The organism is Bradyrhizobium sp. UFLA05-125 (assembly GCF_059803515.1).
Window position 1 is genome coordinate 117687 of sequence record NZ_JBANBJ010000012.1, and the last position, 17894, is coordinate 135580.

The following is a 17894-nucleotide window of genomic DNA, read 5'->3' on the forward strand; positions in this document are numbered from 1 at the left end:
CCCAATCAGCCTGCGGCCTATGCCGGACGGATACGGCCCGTCGCATGAAGGGCAGCAGGTCCTTTCAAGAGCGACGGCTAGGTCGATGTCGCAGCTCGGCTTGAGATCTTTTAGCGATTCCAATCCTATCGACCTTCAAGGCGGGCCCATCAGCCTTTGAGAGGCCGACAGGGTCAGCATGACCACTTTATGGAGATCGTACTCAGCCGACCTTGATTGCAACCAGGCCTATAAAGCGCGCGACATCCTGCAGAGTAAGCTTGAGCTGGAGGGGCTGAGCGTATTTGGCCGAAGGCCATGTTGAAGAGCGCTCCACCAAAGCATTTTTGAAACGGACGGTCCGCGCCGGAACGTCCCAAAATCGTAAAGATCCTTGGGCGTGGCGCGGATGCGGATAGCTTTTGCCCTACTTAGCGCGAAGCTGGCGTGATGGCGAACTCCAGCCGGGCCCGCTTACGCCCCTCAATCCGCAACAGTTCTCCGCCAGCGATCCCAACCACCAATACGTAAAGCCAGCCTTCGTACGCGTCCATCAGGTGCGAATTGAAAATCGAGCTTGCAATATTCTGCACTGCCGCAAGCATTCCGATCCAGGCAACCAGGGCCCTGCTGCAGAACAGCTGCACCTGCGATATCCACATCGCCCAGACAACGAGGATACCGACGCTGCCCCATTGAACCGCGGCAGCAAGCGTCTGATTGTGAGGATTGCTTACAACGAGGGCCGATATTCCAGTTCGCCCGATCGATTCTTGCCCGAAAAGATGTCGGATCGAGCCAGTCCCATGGCCCAGGACCGGCGCTCTTTCGATGAACTGAATTGACTTGCGCCAAAATTCGAGCCTTTCAGCTGCTGAGGGTTCTTTCTCTCCAATCTGGGCATCTGGCTGGAACGCGGCCAACTCTGTGAAAATCGCAGAGACTTTTCGTTGCAGATTGGGAGATGCCTGCCACAACGCCCCGCATAAGATGCAGACTCCGATGCCGGCGACCAACCCAGTTCGTTGGCTTGAGTAACGTATGGCCAGGAGAACCAGCATGATCGGCAAATAGAAAAACGCTGTGCGGGCGACGTTGATAAAGGCAAGGTTGGCAAAGAACAGGACGCTGATCACACCGAGCGCCGCACCCCAATAGCGCTTCTGCTGAGACGCCGCCTCAAATGCAAGGCCTGCCAAAGCCACGGCAACAAGCGAAAAGCCCTGGCTTTGGTCAATGTAATTTCTCACGGGAACGCCGAAGCCACCGGTTCTTTGAACAATCGCCAATTCCGGCATCGCCGATGCAACGAACGAGTAGATCAGCAGAATCATGTTCGAGACGACGAAGGTAGCGAACACCCATTTAGCGCGCGGACTGGATTGGAAGTGGAACAAGAGGAGCGGGAGCAGCAGTAGCTTGGTCATTTTCCCCAAAGCACTGAGCCGCTCCGGCCAAGGTACTCCGCTCGCCCAGATGACCCCTATCGCCGCGAGCAATACGAGCGCCAGCGGCAGAGCGCCGGCGGGTTGACTGATAGTCGCAAGCATCCGCTCGGAGCGGATCGTTGTCAAAATGCCAAAGAAGAGGACTAGTCCAAGTATACTGGTGAGGCTGGTCGACCAAGGTAGTCCGGCCACAAGCGCAAGCACGACGATGTCAACATTCCGGAGCCTCAGACCGTCTGCGCGGCCTCCTTCTGGGCCACTCCACGTCGTGCAGGCGAGCGAGGCTTCCGTCACAAATCGCCGAGAATAAAGTAGAACAGCTGACATTATCTGCATATTGAGTACCGTGTCCCAAGCGGGCGGCTGCGCTCGCGCTGAGGCCTATGACGGATCGATCGCTGTGATCGGGCCGACCGTGTTTCTTTGGAAGGAAGCGCTAAGAGGCGATTACAATTTCCATCGCCGCCAAATTCCAGCTAACCGCTCTACAATCTCCCCACCTGGGAACTCAGAGTGGCAACTCTTTCTGGGTCGACGAGGCGCGGATGATGATCCAGTGTGGTTTCGCGATGGAAAATCCACGAGGAGCCGACGGACTTCGTTGTTCTTGCCAGCGCTGTTGTCGAGCCCGAGCGCGATGTCAGTCAAACGATCGACGGTCAAACGATAAAGCCCTTTTCAGAGCAGGTGTTGTCATTCTCGGGTCGCGGACGTCGACGCATCCTGCTGCGCGCCCCTGCCAATCGCTCAATGGGATTATTGTCGATCGGCGCAGCGAGGCCACACGCCAGATTAGGAATCCCGGAGAGGCACATAGCAGTGGAATAAACTCCCCGCGCGTCCCATTTGGGATGCGTCAGGAAGATCTTTCGCTAGGCCAGCAGCGCATTGCCATTTCCCACATGCCTTCTAGCTCGGAGCGTGTTGCTCCCCCGGCGGCTTGCACCGCCACTCCCTGATTGACTGTCCAGACAAAGCGGGCGAGTTGCTTCGGATCAAAGGCCGGCGGCAGATCACCTTCACGCGCGGCGCGTTCAAAACGCTCGCGAATTGCGGTCTCCGCGCCGTGCCGGTACTGCATCAGAACCGTTCGCGCCGAATCCGCGTCCGGCCCAGACGCGAGCGCTCCCTGGACGAGCAGGCAGCCGTCGGGCCGCCTTGGGCGCGTGGCTTGCACGATCGCGGCTCGGATGAGGGACCCAAAAACGCGCCGCGCGGTCGGCTCTTCCAGAGCCGCCCGGAACAACTCGCCATACTTCTCATCGTAGCGCTCGACGGCCTTGCGAAAGAGCTCGTCCTTGTTGCCGAACGCCGCATACAGGCTCGGAACGCCGATTCCCATCGCTTCGATCAGCATGCCGATGGATGTGCCTTCGTATCCGTATCGCCAAAAGACTTCGACTGCCGCGTCCAGAGCAGCATTTACATCGAACATTCGGGGTCTACCTCGCCGCACAACTCAGTTCCTTAATTCTAGAACGATCATATTATTAATCTTCTTGACTCTCTCCGGCAACCATCGATATATATAACGATCATTCTACAATAAGCACCGGAGATTGCGACATGGCCGATCGCCCATCCCCTCTCCTCCGCAACGTCGGAACCGTGTTTGTGCCGGTTGCCGACCAGGACCGCGCGCTGTCCTTCTATAATGATACGTTGGGCTTCGAGACGCGATTTGACTTCGAGTATGACAACGGGCTGCGCTGGATTGAGATAGCTCCTCCGGGCAGCACACACAGGATCGCTTTGGTTCCAAGAACCGAAGGCTCCGTGCGTGCTGGATCTCATACCTATTGCGCCCTTGAGGCGGACAATGCCGAAGACATTCACCTGGCCCTCAAGTCACGGGGCGTGAAGGTCTCTGAAATAGCCCGCGAGGGCTCCGAGCGCACGGGACTGTTTGCGGACAACGTGATCGTCAGAAATCCCGTGCCACCGCAATTCTATTTGCACGATCCGGACGGAAATCGCTTTCTGGTCGTTGAAGCACGAGGGTGATGAGCGCCGAAATACACGCCATCGGAAGCGCACTTCGGATTAGCGAGCTGCAGGGGGTTTGCGCTGGCTTCGGCATTCCCCCGGTGCGCGATGAGATCAGGAAGACTCGTCATCGCGCTTTAGGTTACTGTTTGAGCATGATCTCCGCGCAAACGCGTTCCGCTGATGTCGCGAGCGAAAACCGCTTCACGCTTTGCGCTAACGCGGCCCTTCGGCTCCGGATCATGCTTTAGGCCGCGCAGTTTAACTTGATCGATGGCCCAACGGGGATCACGTCGGTGCGCGCGCCCGCAAGCAGCACCGGGCCGGGCCAGAGTGTTGCTTTTGGTCGCGCGCTGGTGATTCACCTTAAACTGGGCGCTCGAATCAAGCGTTATGAACTCGCCGATTTTGAATGGGCTGTCATAAAGCCGATATTCGGCGCCGCTCGTGCAACAATCGGGCCCTTCGATGAGCAGGCACCTCCTCGGCAAACTTGACGCCGTTCAAGATCGTGGCGCGTTTGAGCCGCACCTACAGAGCGTAGACGTTGGACGACGCCAACTCGCACACTTCACCTCGGCCAAAGAACTTTTTCCGGTAGGCTGAGCGGCCGACCCATCGGCGAAAGGTGAGCGCGATAAATGACGGGCTCGCCTATCTCAAATGGGACTGGCGCTCCTTTAAAGCTTCCCGCATGTGTACGGAAATCGACACCTACGGCCGGAATATGCAAGGTAACCGACGAACTATTCACCTTGGTGCGATCGCGCCATCACTCGAGATCCCGCATTCGAGGTTGATTGCAGGATTCCGCGCAGCGATCTCCTTTGTCAAAGGACAAAGGCAGCCAAGACGGCCTGGGCCGACCCCGCCTTTCAACCACCGTAGCTTGAGCAATTGAATGCGCATTCTGGTATCGGGCGGCGCCGGCTTTATCGGGTCGGCGGTTTGCCGTCATTTCGTTTTAGAGCTCGGCTACGAAGTGGTCGTGGTGGACAAGTTAACCTATGCGGGGAACTTGGCGTCGTTGGCACCCATTGCCAACGATCCGCGCTATCATTTTGAGCGGCGGGACATCTGCGATGTCGAGGCCGTCGACGCCCTGTTCTCGACATATCGCCCCGATGGCGTGATTCACTTGGCCGCTGAGAGCCACGTTGATCGATCGATTTCAGGATCTGATGTCTTCGTGCAAACCAATGTGGTCGGAACCTTCGCCTTGCTCGAAGCTGCCCGGCGGTACTTCTCATCTCAGAAGGTGCCAGACTTTCGTTTTGTCCACGTATCGACGGATGAAGTCTATGGCTCGCTCGGAGAGCGCGGACTATTCACGGAAGCTACCCCGTACGATCCAAGCTCTCCTTACTCCGCGACCAAGGCCGCATCTGATCATCTCGCGAAGGCCTGGCATCGCACGTATGGCTTGCCGGTGATTGTTTCCAACTGCTCGAACAATTACGGCCCTTATCACTTCCCGGAAAAGCTCATCCCGTTGATGATCCTTAATGCCCTGAATCGCCAACCGCTTCCGGTATACGGGACTGGCTCGAATGTTCGCGATTGGCTCCATGTTGAAGACCACGCGCGCGCGCTGGGCCTCATTTTGAAGGGCGGACGACCAGGCGAGACCTACAATATCGGCGGCAGAAATGAGCGCCAAAACATCGATATAGTGCGCCAGGTCTGCTCGTGGATGGACATATTGCGGCCAACCGACCGGACGCATCACGAGCTCATCCAATTCGTGCCGGACCGGCCAGGTCATGACCGTCGCTATGCTATCGACGCCTCAAAGCTCGAAAATGAGCTGGGTTGGCGGGCCCAAGAAACGTTTGAATCCGGACTTGGGAAGACGGTCCGTTGGTATCTGTCAAACCAGGATTGGTGGCAGCCCTTAAGAGAGAAGATATATGCCGGCGAACGCCTCGGTCTCGTAAGAGAGTGAGGATATCGTGCGCCTCTACGTGATCGGGACGAAGGGACAAGTTTCAAGGTCCCTTAGAGAGTTGGCTGCGTTCGTGAGTGACGCGGTCATTGGTTTTGCGGCGCGGCCCGAGCTCGATCTCACGCGGCCCAAATCCGTGGCCAGTGCAATTATGTCGTTCAGGCCGGATATCGTGATCAATCCAGCTGCCTACACAGCTGTTGATCGGGCGGAAACGGAATCCGATCTAGCCTATGCCATAAACCGCGACGCGGCCGGCGAAGTCGCGAAAGCGGCAAACGCGGTTGGTGCGGCCATCATTCACCTCTCCACTGATTACGTTTTCGACGGCAAAAAGCCGGGCCCTTACGGAGAGACGGACCAACCTAATCCGCAAGGTGTTTATGGACGCTCCAAACTGGAGGGCGAACTTGCTGTCGCCGCGGCCAATCCCCGCCACGTGATCTTGAGGACGTCTTGGGTTTATGCGCCGTTTGGGCACAATTTCGTTCGAACCATGCTGAAGGTCGGCGCGGAACGAGAGTGCATTCGCGTGGTGGGCGACCAACGGGGTTGCCCGACCTATGCACCCGACATCGCCGCCTCGATCGTCGCAATGGCCAGACGGTTGAGACAATGGCAGCAGCAATATAGCGGGATTACCCACCTCGCCGGGTTGGACGCTATGACGTGGCATGAATTCGCCGGTCTGATTTTCAGCGAAAGCGCGAAACGAGCGGGTCCCTCGGTCGCAGTCGAAACCATTTCGTCCGCGCAATATCCGACTGCAGCCGTACGGCCTGCCAATTCACAGCTGTCGACTGAAAGACTGCGATCACTTTTCGAGATCAGCTTGCCACCGACACCATCATCCATCTCGGCCTGCTTGGACCGCATTTCGCATGAGAGGAAAGGACTATGAAGGGAATCATCCTTGCCGGGGGCAACGGTACACGCCTTTATCCAATGACGGCAGTGACATCCAAGCAGCTTCTGCCGGTCTACGACAAGCCGATGATCTACTACCCCCTTACAACCCTGATGCAAGCAGGTATTCGAGACATTTTGATCATCGCAACACCCCACGACCTTCCGTTGTTTCAGTCCCTCCTTGGAGATGGGAATCAATGGGGGCTGTCACTGTCGTATATAGAGCAGCCAAAGCCTGAAGGGCTGGCGCAAGCCTTTATTATTGGTGCGACGTTTGTGGAAGGGCACAATTCAGCGCTTATCCTGGGCGATAACATTTTCTTCGGACACGGCCTTCCTGCGCTGCTTGCGAGCGCAAGTGCTCGCACAAACGGCGCCACCGTGTTCGCTTATCAGGTCTCAGATCCCGAGCGTTACGGCGTCGTCACCTTTGATGAGAGCGGTAAGGCCAATTCCCTTGAGGAGAAGCCAAGACAACCAAAGTCCAACTTTGCCGTGACGGGACTTTATTTCTACGACCCGCAGGTTGTCCATCTGGCAGCAGATATACGGCCTTCGGCTAGGGGCGAGCTAGAGATCACCGATCTGAACAGGGCGTACCTCGATCGGGAACAGCTTGCCGTCGAGCGCATGAGTCGCGGCTTCACGTGGCTTGACGCTGGAACGCCCGACAGCCTGCTCACGGCCGCAGAATTTGTTTCCGTGCTTGAGCGACGTCAGGGATTCAGAATTGCCTGCCCGGAGGAGATTGCCTTCGGACAAGGATTCATTGATCGCGACCAGCTGATGCGGCTCGCCGGAACGTTGGGAAAAGGTGACTACGCGCGCTACATCGTCGGCGTCGCCGATGGCCACAGCTGACATTGGAACAGTGGGTCAGCATAGAGAGCCTGCAAGACAGTGTTTCACAAACTCGCTTCAGATGACCAGCTTGACTATTTGAGGTCGCGCGCGCGTCAGCTGCCCAACTGGATGCGCTCGCCGCTCAAACGTCTATTCAAGGTTACGAACCGACTGCAAAATCGGCGATACCAGAGCTGGGTGCAACAATATGACACGCTGACCGCGTCAGATGTTGAAGCAATCCGTCGTCACCTAGACGTGCTGCGAGACAAGCCCCTTCTGTCCGTCGTTATGCCGGTTTATAACCCGCCGACCTGGGCTCTCCGTGCAGCAATTGAAAGCGTTCGCGAGCAATTGTACCCCAATTGGGAGCTGTGCATTGCCGACGATGCATCGCCAGACCGCCAGGTACAAGCCTTGCTGGAAGCCTCGACGAGCGATACCCGAATCAAACTGGTCCGGCGAACCGTTAACGGCAACATTTCGGCTGCCTCCAATTCTGCGTTATCGCTCGTTCAAGGTGAGTTCGTCGCCTTGATGGATCAAGACGACCTGCTGGCTTCGCACGCCCTTTATGAAGTTGTCGTGGCGCTCAATGACCGCTCCGATCTCGATATCATCTACAGCGATGAAGATCAGATCGATCGGCGAGGTCGCCGTCAGACTCCATACTTCAAGACGGACTGGAACAAAGAACTGTTCTTGGGCCATAACCTCATCAGTCATTTGGGAGTCTATCGGCGCTCTCTCCTGGAGAGGGTCGGCGGATTTCGATTGGGTTTTGAGGGTAGTCAAGACTACGATCTCGCGCTGCGCTGCATTGAATCGACCTCACCCGATCGCATTCATCACATTCCAACTGTCCTTTATCACTGGCGGCGCGATTTTGGCGCGCGCTCGTTCTCCGAAGCAATACCTGCGCGGTGTGCTCAAGCCGCTCGACGGGCCATCGACGAGCACCTGCAGAGAGCTCATGAGAACGCCGTCGCGGAACAACATCCGGTTTTGCCTGATTGGGTGCGGGTTCGCCGACAGCCTCCAACACAGGCGCCGACCGTCACACTCATTGTGCCGACGCTCGACGGATCAGGCCTGCGTGCCGCTTACGCAAGAAGCTTCCTCGAGCAAACCGACTACCCCAATCTCGAGCTTTTCGTGGTCGATCACGAAAGCCAGTCTACGGAAGCCCAGTCGCTACTTCAAAGGCTCAGTGAAGATCCCCGCATGCGTATCCTCACGTACAGCGGGCCGGTCAATCATTCTGCAATGATCAATTTGGCGGCCCGTCAGGCAAACGGAGCAGTACTCGGCTTGTTGAGTGATGATATTGAGGTCATCAATCCAGGTTGGCTTTCCGAAATGGTCTCATGGGCGGTTCGAGACGACGTGGGTGCGGTTGGGGCCAAGCTGATCTATTCGGATGGTCGCGTTCGACATGGCGGGCTGGCACTAGGCTTTCCTGGTATTGCCAAGCCGTTCAATTATCGATTGCGCCGAGACGCGGCCGGGTATTTCGGTCGGAACGCGCTGGTCTCCGAAGTCTCCGCCGTAACTGGAGCCTGTCTCCTTGTACGAAGATCGGTGTACGAACAGGTTGGCGGGCTGGATGAAATCAACCTGCCCACTGCCTTTCATGATGTTGACCTTTGTCTGAAACTCAGGCGCCGCGGGTACCGGAACATCTGGACCCCGCATGCGGAGCTCTACCATCATCAATCCAGGCGCGATAACTCCGACGCGCACGAAGAACATTCGAAAGATTTGCCAAGCGAAACCGCCTACATGCTCAAAACATGGAGCCAGGAGCTGTCGCGTGATCCCTTCCACAACGACAATCTCGCCAATGACGCGACAACCTCGTTTGAGCTCGCGTTTCCTCCGCGACGCCGAAAGCCATGGAAAGAACAATATGCGGCACGCGTTGATTGTTCGTTGATCGAGGAGCGGCCCTTTAGCGAAGAGGCTTCCAGTTCGAGCGCGCATAACGTCCAGATTCACCACCGCGAGCCGACCGCATGATTGATGCGAACAACCTCAGACCAAACGTCTTTGCAATCTTGAGACAACATCCGTACGCCGCAAACGTAACTGAGCAAGCCAATGCACCCATTGTCTGTTGATCGAAGTGATTTCGACGTCCGCCTCCCGGCAACGACGACCGCGCGAGGCTTCAAGAGCGCCCGCTTGGACCTCCTGGATGGCCTAACCCATTGGAGGCTTTGGGGGTCTTTAGGTTGGAACGAGATCGTCCAGCGGTATCGGCGCTCCGTGCTGGGCCCGTTTTGGTTGACCGCCAGCATGGCGGTCATGGTCATCGCTTTGGGCGTGGTATATGCGGAACTCTTTCAGCAGGAAGTCGACCGATTTATTCCGTTTTTCTGTTCCGGCATGTTGGTCTGGACGTTGCTGTCGAGCTATTTGACGGAGAGCGGAACGCTGTTCACCGGCTCTGAGTGCTACATCAAGCAGATTAGCTTGCCTTTCTCGGTCTATGTATTTCGTTTCAACTGGACCAAGTTGATCATCTTTGCACACAACTTTATCGTCTATTTCGGCGTCATCATCTATTTCAAAATTTGGCCCGGATCGGTCGCCCTTTTGGCCATCGTGGGCCTCTTGGCCATCGTTGTGAATGGGATCTTTGCAAGCCTGACAATTGGAATGGTCTCGGCGAGATTTCGCGACATTCCGCAGGTCATCAATTCAGCCGTGCAGATTCTGTTCTTTCTTACACCGATCTTTTGGCGGCCGGACTCACTGAAGGGGCACTCCTTTATTACTCGGTACAATCCGTTTTTTCATCTGCTGCAAGTGGCCCGCGCGCCGCTCCTGGGAGAGATGCCATCAACAGAGAACTACTGCGCAGTAGGATTGATCACGGCTCTCAACATCAGCATCTCAGTCTATCTGCTTTCGCGCTTCCGCGGCCGAATCGCGTATTGGATTTAAGGATGGTTACATCAGCCTTTGACCAGACGCCTCTGCTTGCGCTTGAGGATGTAAGCGTTTCCTTTCCTATCTACCAAACAGGTTCGCGCTCTCTCAAAAAGCATCTGTTGTTTCGTGGCACTGGCGGCCAGCTTGCAACAGATGCCAGTCATAGGATTGTCGTTGAGGCGCTCAGAAACGTCTCTTTCCAGTTAACTGCCGGTGATCGCATAGCCCTCATCGGCAGTAATGGGGCCGGCAAGACGACCCTGCTTCGCGTCATGGCCGGAGTCTACCAACCGACAATCGGGAACGTAACGTCCTGTGGCCGAATTTCACCTCTGTTTGATATCGCACTGGGAATCGATGCTGACTTGAGCGGATATGACAATATCCGGCTGCGTGGCATGCTGCTTGGGCTAAGCTCAAGCGAGATAGAATCGCACATGGCGGACATCGGCGATTTTACCGGCCTCGGTGACTATCTGAGCATCCCGGTACGCACCTATTCGTCGGGTATGATGACGCGATTGACGTTCGCCGTGGCAACCTGTTTTTCGCCAGAAATCCTATTGATGGATGAATGGATCATGGCCGGTGATGCAGCTTTTCTTGCCAAAGCGCAGCGTCGTGTAGCTTCCTTCGTCGAGCGAGCCAGCATCCTAGTGCTAGCCTCTCATAGCTTCGAGATTTGTCGGCAGTGGTGCACGAAAGCCATCTGGATGGAGCGCGGTCAAATCCGGATGTTTGGTCAAATTGAAGCTGTCCTACGAGCCTACTCTGAGATCTGTGCTAGCGGTCCTTGATGCTTGCTAGCGTCTGCTCGGGGCTGAGCTTGGGGCCATGCTGAACGGCAAGCATCGTTAGGCGGCGCAGTCTCAAGATGATGCGACTCTGCAGACGCCTTGCGTCGGGATGGCTTTCCTTGAGAGCCGCGCCGATGCCACCTGGTCTATATCGACGATTTTACTACCGCACAGCGCTGTCGCCAACTTGTTCAACGACTGGATGGCGACACCTTCAACTTTAGGTTAGATCCCCTTCAATGCAGGTTTACAACTAGGAGTTCCCATGGGCGCGTCCGATGATCTCTCGATCGTGGCTATTATTCCCATGTACAATGGTGCCAGGTTCATCAAAGAATCCCTCGCGAGCGTGCTGGCTCAAACGCTTCCGCCGAGCGAAGTTATCGTGGTGGACGACGGTTCAACCGATGACGGAGCGGCCATCGTCGCGAGCCTGGCGATGGTCCATCCGAGGATCAGATTGCTTCGCAAGGCGAACGGCGGCCAATCGTCTGCTCGAAATTTTGGCGTCTCCTACTCCAGAAGCCGTCTGATTGCCCTCCTTGACCAGGATGATGTCTGGCATCCTCATCATCTCGAGATGCTGTCCAAACCGTTCGAAAAGAAGCGCGGAATTCCGCTCGGCTGGGTCTACAGCAACCTTGATGAAATCGATGAAAGCGGCGGGATGGTCACAAAGCGCTATTTGGACAAAGTGCCCGCCGAACACCCGAAACAAAGCATTATCGAGTGTCTGGCCAGGGACATGTTCATCTTGCCGTCAGCCTCACTCATCTCGCGCCGAGCATTCGAGGCAGTCGGTGGATTCGATGATAGGCTATCCGGTTACGAGGACGACGACCTATTTCTGCGGCTGTTTCGCGCTGGATACGATCATGTCTATCTTGACGAACCCCTTTCGAAATGGCGCATTTATCCCGGTTCGACATCGTATAGCCCGCGCATGGCGAGGTCCCGTATGATCTACGCATACAAGCTTGCGACGACATTCCCCGACAATCCTCGCCAGAATCGATATTTTCTGCGTGACCTGATCGCGCCGCGGTTCTACGCAAACCTGCACGGCGAATACGTAACGGCCCTTCGCCGCGGTGACCGCGAGGCAATGGACCGCGTCCTGACCGATATCGGATCAATCCTGCCGCACTTGAGAAAGCGACATGCTTTGATGTTTCGTTCGATGGGCACTTTGCTGCGCGATCCAACGATCGGCTACGTCGGTGTCGGTATCAGGCATTGTCTGACAGGACTGATGCGGGCCCGCTTATCGTGAAGGAAGCCGCCATGATCCACGAAGCAGCAGAGACAGTTTCTGAGCAAATTCCAACGATACACGATTCTCAGTCCTCGCCAGGCGCCGCGATGTCAGATTGGCGGAGCAATGCCGCAGCAAGCAAGGCTGATAGAGCATAGCCGACGCCCGGCAATATCAGCGTAACCCCGTAACCTAATCTTGCCGCGAGAAACCCGCTCGCTGCGAAGCCCACCAGTGCGAACGCCGACATTACCGAAGTCAGGAACGTGACATCAGTTCCCGTCTTGCCCGGCCTGGCAATCCCGAGAAACCAGCTCGTGAATGTAACATGCTGGACCGCGAGCGCGGCGAACACCATCCCAACGCTCGCGACGGCGCTCACGCTTACGTCCAGATAGTGATCGATCACCGAAAGCCCTCCAAAGCCGATGGCCAGGACGGCGCAGCCCCATATCAGGCCCCGGTGCGGCGCCATTCGCGTCAGGATCGTGCTCGTCAGCGGCGCAATGATAGTATACGTCACCACGTTCGAGAGCGCTCCGATCCAGCCGATATCTGCCGCGGCAAAGCCGATATCAACGAGCCGCAACTGCACCGTTGCGAACGCCACTGCGATTCCGATAACGCCGGGCCCGATCAAGGCAGCCGTCGACCACAGGCCGTTGTTGCGTAGCATCGCAAGGATGGATAGGTGCTCTGGCGAGCGTGACCGGCCCTTGCAAAGAAGCGGTTCAGGAATCGCAAACACCCATCCAGCGAAGACGGCTACCAGTAGCGTCAAGCCCAGCAAAGCCGGGCGCCAGCCGAAAATCTCGATCAATTGCAGGCAGACCGCGCCACCGATTACGTGGCCGATGGCCCGGCCCCAACCCAGCAGCGCAGCCCCGAGCGGCCGCTCGCCGGAATCGAGGGCGTCCGCTATGTACCCCAACGTTGCGATCCGCTGTGTGGCGGCAATGGTCGCAAGCGCGAGAGAGACAAGAAAAACTGGCACGAAGTCGGTCTTCGGGTTCAGAAATGCCATCGTTGCCAGCACAGTGGTACTGGCGACTTGAGTCACCAGGATCCATGAACGTCTCAGCCCGAGACGATTGAGGCTCCATCGATCCACGACCGGCGCCCAAAGGAAGTTAACGGTGAAGGCAACGAATGCCGTGCTATATAAGCCGACGAGTTCCAGGCTGGCACCGTTGCCCCGGAGGATCACAGGAATGGCCGAATAGATGAACGCGATCGCCAGATACTGCTGACTGGCCAACGCAACCATTCCGATGTGTGGCATGAAGCGACGTTCCATCAACCTCTTCCTCCGAAAGAGCGATTTCGCATGCGCAGCCAAGCGTGATTTGAATAGACAGCGGAACAGCGCAGCCGCTCCTGAAAGCGGGACATGCAGCTTCGAGATCTCGAGAAAGCGCCGAGGCCGGAGACAGCTCGTCCGTTTCGATCGCTCGTTGGCCAACTTGCAACGTCTTCAACTTGCCCGCCGATGTGCCTTATTGCCGAACGCAATCGCGCCCGGCCCCGAGTGTGGTTCGCGCGATTTCAATATTGCGCAATCAAGATGAGGCGCAGGCAAACGCTGTCGCCTCAGCTGCGTTCAGGACCTCGCGTTGAGGATTGCGATCACTGAACGGACATCCGTGCAGACCACAATTGGCCACAAGATCGTTATTCGCCGCGCTCGATCGGAGCGAAGTACGGATGGCCGTTACTACCTCCGATCAGGTTGTGCGCAAAGGATGCACACTGCGCCTGACCATGATCTCTTCGAGCAAAGCTTGCTTTCAGGAAAACGGGACTGTCGACATTGCCGCCATGCCGGCAAACACGGATTACAGAATCACTTCCCGCCGTTACCATCGCCGAATTGCGCGCCAGTATATCTTCCGACCAGCTCCAAACGGTGGGCGGCGGCTTCACTGCTGGTCGAGGGCCCGCCGAATTGGCTGCGCAACTTGCGAGGGGCGCAATGGTTGTGGCTTCGCAAGACCGAACTCCAGATCGCATCAAACACTCCGCTGCACTCTCCCGCCTTTCAGCCGAGCGCTGTGAAACTGGCGTCGGTGATGGCGGTACGAATGAAGCAAGCAGCGTGCCGCTTAAAACATTCAGGTTCTCCAGCGCCTCGTATTGGGTGCGCGCGTCAAATTTGGGACATTCGTCTCAAGCCCGACAATCACGCTGTGATGTTTCGACTGTATAAGCCGTACCAAACTATGCGCAATTCAAAGGTCGAACGCTGGGATTGACACACACGGGCACCCCGCGTGCCGCCACCAACAGATGCAGGTCGCGCGCGCCCACCAGGTACGGACGCTCATGTCGGGATAACGGGCGGCGATCAATTGTCGCCCGTCCTGCCGGCTCACCTCGCCGATCAGTTCAATCCTGTCTGGCAGCACCATCCATCTATTTGGTCGCATTGATTTTATTGAAATTTCGGTCCTGAGTGCCACACGAAAGTGCCACACAGACCAATGGTTCAATAAAGCGTCGCATGGACAAGCGTGCCAATTCCAACGTCCCGCAATTCCGCTGTCGGGTTCCAACAAAGCTCTTAGGTGAGTTACGTGGCAAGCGGATCTTGCTGCACTTGTCGCGCCATACAGAGCCCGCGTGCATCAAGATCGTCACGATCGGCGCAGACGTTGCGTTCAGTCTGGAGACCACGGATGAAGCGATCGCTTCGGCGCGCCACGCCGATGCGCTTGAGCACCTGCAACGGCTATTCGATCTGACAGCCGCACCACCAACCACGATGTCGTATCGTGACATGGTCGCGTTGTCTGGCGAGACCTATCGTCTCTATTGCGAAGTTCACGAAAACAATCCAGGCGATCCTGGCAAGTGGGCGTACCACAAGGCGATCAGCCGAGCCGTCCTGGAAGGTCGCATAAAGGATGCTCCGCCAGCGACTCTCAAGGTGGACGACGCCACGGCAGCGACGGATCTATTCGGAGCCCAGGACCTTACTGCGGCAATCGACGCTCTGCCTCCCGATCAGCACGACGGGCTGGAGAATCGGTTTGGGCTACTGGCGGACTGGGTTCTCATCCGACATCGAGTACGTCTTGCTCAATCCCACCGCCGAAGATTTCTCCAGCTGATCGGTACCGCTTCGCTTGATGCCGGTTGGCAGCTAAAGCGCAACGCAGCGGGCGACTACACTCCTGACCCGAAGGCGCAACGCTTCCCTCGTATGGACAGCGTTGCAGCGATTAAGCCTAAGCAAACCATCACCGGCCTGCTTGAACTGTGGTGGAGAGAGGCCAAGGCGACCGGACGCAGCCAAAACACTTACGACGCCTACAAGGGCGCCATAGAGCGGTTCGTTAAGCACCTCGGTCACGACGATGCTGGTCGCGTCACCGAGGAGGACATGCTGGCCTTTAAGGACGCTCGCCTGAAGGTCGTCTCCGCGAAGACCCTGAAGGATGGAGATCTGCCCGGGATCAAATCGGTATTCGGCTGGGCCGTAGACAATCGAAAGCTGCCCCTGAATCCAGCTGATGTGGTCAAGGTAAAGGCCGAGAAGAAGATCCGGACGAGATCCAAAGGCTTCACAGATCAGGAGGCAGGAGCGATCTTTGACGCCTGCATTGGGTATATCCAGAAGCCGAAAGAAGACGCGAGGACGGCGGCCGCCAAACGATGGGCACCGCTGATCGCTGCCTACACCGGCTGCCGGATCGCCGAAGCGCTTCAACTTCGGAAGGAGGACGTTCGTGAAGAAGCGGGGCATCACGTTTTCGACTTGAATCCGCTGGCGGGCAGCATCAAGAACTTACCGGCTTGTGCCTATCCACCCTCACCTTCTTGAGCTCGGCTTGCTGCGCTTCGTTGAGAGCTCCGACGACGGTCCGTTGTTCGCGAAGGGAAGCTACAAGCGGGTCGTGGATTTTGTTCGAGCGGTAGTCACCGATAGCAGGGTTCAGCCGAACCACGCCTGGCGACATCGCCTGAAGTCCATCGGACGCAACTTGGGTCTAAACGAGCGGGTAGTGGACGCCATTCAAGGTCACGCACCGAGAACAGCAGGTGAAGATTATGGCGACGTTTCCGTCATTGCTATGGCTCGAGTGATCGCAGCGATCCCAAGGCCACCCAGCAGAGCTACCTCAGCTACTCGCCAATCAAAGCAGAGCATAGTCTGCTTGTAGTTAGATGTTGGTATCAAGTCGGTTTGTCGCTCTTTGCCTTCCTTCTTTCCCGTGCGCTCTGCAGCAGCCTCGCCAGTCTCGCCTGGCCAGATTCCTCGTCTGAGTGCTCAACTCCTGAGGCTGCGAATATTCGTCTCGCCCTTCGCGAACTTTCACTTCCAGGCGCGTTGGCCTGAATGCGACACAAACGTCGCATATCCTCGATATCGGAAAGCGTCGTGTAGTGCTTTCCGGCGATCACCTCATAGGCGAGCCGCCCACGTGAAATCTCACGGCGCAGCCCCGCCAGGGTCATGGAGCCGTCGGGGAAGGCAATTCTCGCGGCGACGGCTAGCCTCAAGGGCGTCGTCGGCGTCAAGGACTCCTTAGGCAATTCGGTCTTGCTGTTGGACTGGTCGGACATTTATCGGCCTGTATTTTCTGATCGAACGAGAACTTACCACACACGTCGGCGCCCAGGAATTTGCATTCATGCAAATCCGAAATGTTTTTGGACGGCGATTGTGCTCGCCGTCCACTTTTTCAGGTGTACTCTGATGTCGTGTCGTGGGTACGCCAGTTCATCGACTCGTCAATGCGGCGCTGCACCAGGGTGGCTAGTGCTTCCGGATCGTGGCTGCTGCCGTTGATATTGATGCTGACAGGGCCGCCAGCACTACCCACTCCGCCGCGCGGTACGCCCAGGCTCGCGTCACCACGGATCGGCGATGGGACGTTCTGGATCGCATCTCCCGGCGCTGGCACGCTCTTCCAAGGTTGCGTGCCGTTCCATTCGAAGTGCATCGGGTCGTTGTACTTCGTGGACCAATCACCACCCCATGATAGGCCAAACTTGGCAGCCAGGTCGCGAACGTTCGCCGGCATATCGGTGCGGCCCGTGCCGTCCTGTGCGTTCTTGTCAGGGTTGATGTCGATCGCATTCCCATACGCATGCTGTGACCAGCCGCCACCCTTGCGCTTCCCGCGCATGGAATAGCCGCCGATCGATTTGATCTTGTAGCCAGCGCTCTCAAGTTCGTCGACGAAGCCCTTGAAGGACTCTGCCGCAGCGGCGTTGACTGTCAGCTTTTTGCCGGAGGCTAACGTGATGGTGGTCAGGTTCTGCCCAACGCCTCCATACTGACCATGCATGAAGTTCGCCTTGCCACGCAACCCTAGCCTATCAGCCAAGCCAGGCGTGACGCCGGCGATAGCCGCAGCAGAATTGCTGGCGATTTGCGTTCCGTCGCCCATCTCTCCCATGAACTTCTGGACGCCAGGGAGCCAGGAGCCATTCAGACCGCTGGGGTCATTCTTCGCGCCAAGCGGAGCGTAAGAATCGCGCATCTTGGCGAGGTCGCCGCCGGCCGCGTTGTAGTTCTTCGCGACCGCAAGCGCCGTCCTGTCAATGCCGGAATCGAGATCACCGAACTGCATCAGGCCATAGCGACCCATGAGGCCGCCTGGATTGTTGCCCAGCATGTGCTTGCCGCGCCCGGTCTCCTGCGCCATCACAGATGCGAGTAGAGCCGGGCTGACTCCAGCTCTTCGAGCTGCTGCTACCACCGAGTCAAACTTGCCTGCGAGCGGCGTTCCAGCGAAGGTCCGTTCGAACGCAACCCTATTGAGCGAGCTGGGGATACCACTTGGCCC

General features: G+C 57.1%; 15 protein-coding genes. 10 read left to right on the forward strand and 5 right to left on the reverse strand.

All coding sequences use genetic code 11. The features are described 5' to 3' along the window. Nucleotides 1-410: 410 nt before the first annotated feature. Both SO156_RS14505 and SO156_RS14510 read right to left on the reverse strand, forming a co-directional pair. A complete protein-coding gene (locus SO156_RS14505) occupies nucleotides 411-1631 on the reverse strand; it encodes an O-antigen ligase family protein (protein WP_498535258.1) in 1221 nt (406 codons plus the stop codon). A 652-nt stretch (nucleotides 1632-2283) separates the two neighbouring features. After that, nucleotides 2284-2862, reverse strand: coding sequence for a TetR/AcrR family transcriptional regulator (locus SO156_RS14510; protein WP_498535259.1), 579 nt, complete (start codon nucleotides 2860-2862; stop codon nucleotides 2284-2286). Nucleotides 2863-2993: 131 nt separating this feature from the next. Between SO156_RS14510 and SO156_RS14515 the strand changes: the two genes are divergently transcribed. The 9 genes from SO156_RS14515 (at nucleotide 2994) to SO156_RS14555 (ending at nucleotide 12117) form a co-directional block, all read left to right on the forward strand. Next, entirely contained in the window at nucleotides 2994-3431 is a 438-nt protein-coding gene (locus tag SO156_RS14515; RefSeq protein ID WP_498535260.1) for a VOC family protein, read from the forward strand. 248 nt (nucleotides 3432-3679) lie between these two features. Beyond that, a complete protein-coding gene (locus tag SO156_RS14520; RefSeq protein WP_498535261.1) occupies nucleotides 3680-3910 on the forward strand; it encodes a hypothetical protein in 231 nt (76 codons plus the stop codon). Nucleotides 3911-4314: 404 nt separating this feature from the next. Further along, complete coding sequence (gene rfbB, locus SO156_RS14525) at nucleotides 4315-5358, forward strand: dTDP-glucose 4,6-dehydratase (RefSeq protein WP_498535262.1); 1044 nt, start codon at nucleotides 4315-4317, stop codon at nucleotides 5356-5358. Nucleotides 5359-5377: 19 nt separating this feature from the next. Beyond that, complete coding sequence (rfbD, locus tag SO156_RS14530) at nucleotides 5378-6259, forward strand: dTDP-4-dehydrorhamnose reductase (RefSeq protein ID WP_498535302.1); 882 nt, start codon at nucleotides 5378-5380, stop codon at nucleotides 6257-6259. After that, a complete protein-coding gene (gene rfbA / locus SO156_RS14535; protein WP_498535263.1) occupies nucleotides 6256-7128 on the forward strand; it encodes a glucose-1-phosphate thymidylyltransferase RfbA in 873 nt (290 codons plus the stop codon). The genes rfbD and rfbA overlap by 4 nt, the downstream gene beginning before the upstream one ends. A 39-nt stretch (nucleotides 7129-7167) precedes the next feature. Further along, on the forward strand, nucleotides 7168-9129 hold the full coding sequence (locus SO156_RS14540) for a glycosyltransferase family 2 protein (RefSeq protein WP_498535264.1): 1962 nt from the start codon (nucleotides 7168-7170) through the stop codon (nucleotides 9127-9129). Between the two features lie 165 nt (nucleotides 9130-9294). Beyond that, entirely contained in the window at nucleotides 9295-10059 is a 765-nt protein-coding gene (locus SO156_RS14545) for an ABC transporter permease (RefSeq protein WP_498535265.1), read from the forward strand. 2 nt (nucleotides 10060-10061) lie between these two features. Beyond that, nucleotides 10062-10844 carry an ABC transporter ATP-binding protein gene (locus SO156_RS14550; protein ID WP_498535266.1) on the forward strand — a complete coding sequence of 261 codons (783 nt, stop codon included), beginning with the start codon at nucleotides 10062-10064 and terminating at the stop codon, nucleotides 10842-10844. Between the two features lie 265 nt (nucleotides 10845-11109). After that, nucleotides 11110-12117 (forward strand): glycosyltransferase family 2 protein, encoded by a 1008-nt coding sequence (locus SO156_RS14555; RefSeq protein WP_498535267.1) that lies wholly within the window; start codon nucleotides 11110-11112, stop codon nucleotides 12115-12117. A 67-nt stretch (nucleotides 12118-12184) separates the two neighbouring features. Here SO156_RS14555 and SO156_RS14560 read toward each other — a convergent pair whose 3' ends face one another. Continuing rightward, on the reverse strand, nucleotides 12185-13396 hold the full coding sequence (locus tag SO156_RS14560; RefSeq protein WP_498535268.1) for an MFS transporter: 1212 nt from the start codon (nucleotides 13394-13396) through the stop codon (nucleotides 12185-12187). Nucleotides 13397-14599: 1203 nt separating this feature from the next. Between SO156_RS14560 and SO156_RS14565 the strand changes: the two genes are divergently transcribed. After that, nucleotides 14600-15922, forward strand: coding sequence for a tyrosine-type recombinase/integrase (locus SO156_RS14565; protein ID WP_498535269.1), 1323 nt, complete (start codon nucleotides 14600-14602; stop codon nucleotides 15920-15922). A gap of 353 nt (nucleotides 15923-16275) precedes the next feature. On the opposite strand, the gene SO156_RS14570 is transcribed toward SO156_RS14565, so the two are convergent. Both SO156_RS14570 and SO156_RS14575 read right to left on the reverse strand, forming a co-directional pair. Next, the gene (locus SO156_RS14570; RefSeq protein WP_498535270.1) at nucleotides 16276-16665 is read right to left on the reverse strand and encodes an excisionase; all 390 of its coding nucleotides are present in this window, start codon (nucleotides 16663-16665) and stop codon (nucleotides 16276-16278) included. Nucleotides 16666-16784: 119 nt separating this feature from the next. Next, nucleotides 16785-17753 carry a M15 family metallopeptidase gene (locus tag SO156_RS14575; RefSeq protein ID WP_498535271.1) on the reverse strand — a complete coding sequence of 323 codons (969 nt, stop codon included), beginning with the start codon at nucleotides 17751-17753 and terminating at the stop codon, nucleotides 16785-16787. Nucleotides 17754-17894 lie beyond the last annotated feature (141 nt).

What these genes read in the sequence shown, in the direction of transcription:
- SO156_RS14510 (WP_498535259.1), bottom strand. Translation starts at nt 2,862, where the DNA reads ATGTTCGATGTAAATGCTGCTCTGGACGCGGCAGTCGAAGTCTTTTGG.
- SO156_RS14515 (WP_498535260.1), top strand. Translation starts at nt 2,994, where the DNA reads ATGGCCGATCGCCCATCCCCTCTCCTCCGCAACGTCGGAACCGTGTTT.
- rfbB (WP_498535262.1), top strand. Translation starts at nt 4,315, where the DNA reads ATGCGCATTCTGGTATCGGGCGGCGCCGGCTTTATCGGGTCGGCGGTT.
- rfbA (WP_498535263.1), top strand. Translation starts at nt 6,256, where the DNA reads ATGAAGGGAATCATCCTTGCCGGGGGCAACGGTACACGCCTTTATCCA.
- SO156_RS14550 (WP_498535266.1), top strand. Translation starts at nt 10,062, where the DNA reads ATGGTTACATCAGCCTTTGACCAGACGCCTCTGCTTGCGCTTGAGGAT.
- SO156_RS14555 (WP_498535267.1), top strand. Translation starts at nt 11,110, where the DNA reads ATGGGCGCGTCCGATGATCTCTCGATCGTGGCTATTATTCCCATGTAC.
- SO156_RS14560 (WP_498535268.1), bottom strand. Translation starts at nt 13,396, where the DNA reads ATGGAACGTCGCTTCATGCCACACATCGGAATGGTTGCGTTGGCCAGT.
- SO156_RS14565 (WP_498535269.1), top strand. Translation starts at nt 14,600, where the DNA reads ATGGACAAGCGTGCCAATTCCAACGTCCCGCAATTCCGCTGTCGGGTT.
- SO156_RS14570 (WP_498535270.1), bottom strand. Translation starts at nt 16,665, where the DNA reads ATGTCCGACCAGTCCAACAGCAAGACCGAATTGCCTAAGGAGTCCTTG.
- SO156_RS14575 (WP_498535271.1), bottom strand. Translation starts at nt 17,753, where the DNA reads ATGGCGCAGGAGACCGGGCGCGGCAAGCACATGCTGGGCAACAATCCA.